Annotated in this window: 3 protein-coding genes; all 3 read left to right on the top strand. The window is 36.5% G+C overall.

What is annotated here, in order from left to right; translation table 11 throughout:
* Window positions 1–572: 572 nt before the first annotated feature.
* Window positions 573–2,513 carry a threonine--tRNA ligase gene (gene thrS, locus GFJ94_RS03055; RefSeq protein WP_153200123.1) on the top strand — a complete coding sequence of 647 codons (1,941 nt, stop codon included), beginning with the start codon at window positions 573–575 and terminating at the stop codon, window positions 2,511–2,513.
* Window positions 2,514–2,541: 28 nt separating this feature from the next.
* The gene (gene infC / locus GFJ94_RS03050; protein ID WP_370513784.1) at window positions 2,542–3,090 is read left to right on the top strand and encodes a translation initiation factor IF-3; all 549 of its coding nucleotides are present in this window, start codon (window positions 2,542–2,544) and stop codon (window positions 3,088–3,090) included.
* A gap of 101 nt (window positions 3,091–3,191) precedes the next feature.
* Window positions 3,192–3,389 carry a 50S ribosomal protein L35 gene (gene rpmI / locus GFJ94_RS03045; RefSeq protein WP_153200121.1) on the top strand — a complete coding sequence of 66 codons (198 nt, stop codon included), beginning with the start codon at window positions 3,192–3,194 and terminating at the stop codon, window positions 3,387–3,389.
* Window positions 3,390–3,398 lie beyond the last annotated feature (9 nt).

The raw sequence follows: 3,398 nt of genomic DNA, 5'->3' as shown, positions 1-3,398 counted from the left end.
TTTTTTTAAAGTTTAACCACTAAGGACACAAGGAAAGTACTAAGCACACAAAAGGGGATTGTTTGAATGGTGAATAACGATTAACGAATATTGAATAGTGAAGTTTTTAAATACTGTGGCTACATCCCCCTAACCCCTTCGAAGAGGGAATTTCTTCTACAGAAGTATTGGTTTATTTTGAATGGAGAAGATTAATACTATATATAGAATGGTTTCAGGTTTCAGGTTGTGAGCTTAACTGCGTTAAGCTACAGCCTGCTGCGCAGGAGATTCCTATTCTGCGGAATGACAGCTCGCGTGGCGAGGGATTAGTGCTCGCTTTGCGAGCCAGTGGAATGGTTATCTGGAATGCAAAACGTCTTGTATAGCCCCGATGGGAGTGGAAATCCTTTTTTTGCTTTATTTCGACTTCGATCTATTTGACTAAGCAAAAAAAGATTGTAGCACACAGCGGAACGGATAGTTTTATGGAATGTGAAACGGCTGCTTCAAATCTTTTTTAACATTATACCTTATATATATTGTATGGATTTTATTAATGGTTTATATTTGCAACTTATAAATTTTAAAAAATGATAAAAGTTACTTTACCCGACGGGTCGGTTAAGGAGATGGCTCAAGGAGTTACTCCAATGGATGTTGCGAAAAGCATTAGTGAAGGTTTGGCTAGAAATGTGATTTCGGCTTCCTATAATGGTACCACTATTGAAACGACGACGACCTTAACGACGGACGGTACACTTATATTATATACTTGGAATGACAAAGAAGGTAAGAAAGCTTTTTGGCATTCGACTTCACACGTGATGGCGCAAACATTGGAAGAAATGTTTCCTGGTATCAAATTAACGCTTGGACCTGCGATTGATAATGGTTTCTATTATGACGTAGATTTTGGTGATAAAAAAATTACGGATGCCGATTTTAAAAAGATTGAAGATCGTATTTTAGAAATTTCGAGAGAGAAGCACGAATTTAAAATGCGTCCGGTTTCAAAATCGGAAGCATTAGAAGTTTATAAAAATAACGAGTACAAAACAGAATTGATTTCGAATTTAGAAGACGGAACAATTACGTTCTGCGATCATTCTAATTTCTTTGATTTGTGTCGTGGTGGTCATATTCCGAATACAGGAATTATCAAAGCGATGAAAATTTTATCGGTTGCTGGTGCTTACTGGAGAGGTGATGAAAAGAACAAGCAGTTAACTCGTGTTTACGGAATTTCGTTCCCGAAACAAAAAGACTTAACCGATTACCTTGAATTATTAGAAGAAGCAAAACGTCGCGATCATAGAAAATTAGGAAAAGAATTGGATTTATTCCATTTTTCTCCAAAAGTGGGTCAGGGTCTACCATTATGGTTGCCAAAAGGGGCTGCTTTACGCGATAGATTAGAGCAATTTTTGAAAAAAGCACAGAAAAAAGCAGGTTACGAGCAAGTAGTAACTCCTCATATTGGAATGAAAGACTTGTATGTGACTTCTGGACACTATGCTAAATATGGTGCGGATAGTTTTCAACCAATTCATACGCCAGCAGAAGGCGAAGAGTTCTTGTTAAAACCAATGAACTGTCCACACCACTGTGAGATTTATAATGCAAGACCTTGGTCATACAAAGATTTACCAAAGCGTTATGCTGAATTTGGAACAGTTTATCGTTACGAGCAATCAGGTGAATTGCATGGATTGACTCGTGTTAGAGGATTTACTCAAGATGATGCGCATATTTTCTGCACGCCTGATCAATTGGATGCTGAGTTTAAAAATGTTATCGACTTGGTATTGTATGTTTTTGGTTCGTTAGGATTTGAAAACTTTACAGCACAAGTTTCGGTTCGTGATTTAGATAATCCGGATAAATATATAGGTAGCGTTGAAAACTGGGAAAAAGCTGAAAATGCGATTATCAGTGCCGCGAAAGATAAAGGATTAAATTATGTGATTGAATCTGGCGAAGCGGCTTTCTATGGTCCGAAATTGGATTTCATGGTAAAAGATGCTTTAGGAAGAAGTTGGCAATTAGGAACCATTCAGGTAGATTACAATTTACCAGAGCGTTTTGAATTGTCTTATAAAGGTGCAGATGACAAGTTACATCGCCCTGTTATGATTCACCGAGCGCCTTTTGGCTCGATGGAACGTTTTATCGCTATTTTATTGGAACACACGGCAGGAAATTTCCCAATTTGGTTGATGCCTGAGCAAGCTATAATCTTGTCTTTGAGTGAGAAATATGAAAATTATGCGAAAAAAGTTTTAGATTTGCTAGAAAATCACGAAATTCGCGCCCTAATTGACAACCGAAATGAAACAATCGGGAAGAAAATTAGAGAAGCGGAGATGAACAAATACCCGTTTATGCTGATTGTTGGCGAGGAAGAAGAGAAAAACGGAACCATTTCTGTGAGACAACGCGGACAAGAAGGAAAAGGAAATATATCGGTAACTATTGAGCAATTTGCAGCAATGATTAACGAAGAAATAAACAAAACATTAAAACAATTTTAAGTTTAACTAAAATTTTACAGCCATAGCAATTAGAAACAACAGAGGTTTTCAACCTCGCGAAGAGAAAAAAGCAGCACACCGCATCAACAATTTGATTCGTGTTCCTGAAGTACGTTTAGTAGGCGAAAATATTGAGCCTGGAGTTTACAAAATAGCGGAAGCCCTTCGCTTAGCTGAAGAGCAGGAAGTTGATTTGGTAGAAATTTCTCCAAATGCTGAACCACCGGTTTGTAAGTTGATGGATTATGGTAAATTTTTGTACCAACAAAAGAAGAGAGATAAAGAACTTAAAGCTAAATCAACTCAAATCGTTGTGAAGGAGATTCGTTTTGGACCTCAAACTGATGAGCATGATTATGAATTTAAGAAAAAAAATGCCCTTAAATTTTTACAAGATGGTGCTAAATTAAAAGCATTTGTATTCTTTAAAGGACGTTCTATTATCTACAAAGAGCAAGGGCAAATTTTATTATTACGTTTGGCTCAAGAATTGGAAGAGTTTGGAAAAGTAGAAGCGATGCCAGTTTTAGAAGGAAAACGTATGATTATGTACATTGCTCCGAAAAAGAAAAAGTAAGCAGTTAGCAGTCGCAGTATTCAGTAATTACGCAGTAACCTGAAAACCGAACTGAAAACTAAAAAATAATAAGTAAGATAGATTATAAATACAGGAAGAAAATGCCTAAAATGAAAACAAAATCTAGTGCTAAGAAACGATTCAAAGTTACTGGTTCTGGAAAGATCAAAAGAAAACACGCTTTTAAAAGTCATATTTTGACTAAAAAATCTAAAAAGCGTAAATTAGCTTTAACTCACTCTGCTTTGGTTCACAAAACAGATGAGAGAAGCATTAAACAACAATTGAATATTATTTAGCCCCACCCC

The sequence above is a fragment of the Flavobacterium sp. LMO8 genome (assembly GCF_009495755.1).
GTDB lineage: Bacteria > Bacteroidota > Bacteroidia > Flavobacteriales > Flavobacteriaceae > Flavobacterium.
This window is presented reverse-complemented; position numbering and strand designations above follow the sequence as displayed.

Coding starts and splice junctions, on each gene's coding strand:
- thrS (WP_153200123.1), top strand. CDS start 573: ATGATAAAAGTTACTTTACCCGACGGGTCGGTTAAGGAGATGGCTCAA.
- rpmI (WP_153200121.1), top strand. CDS start 3,192: ATGCCTAAAATGAAAACAAAATCTAGTGCTAAGAAACGATTCAAAGTT.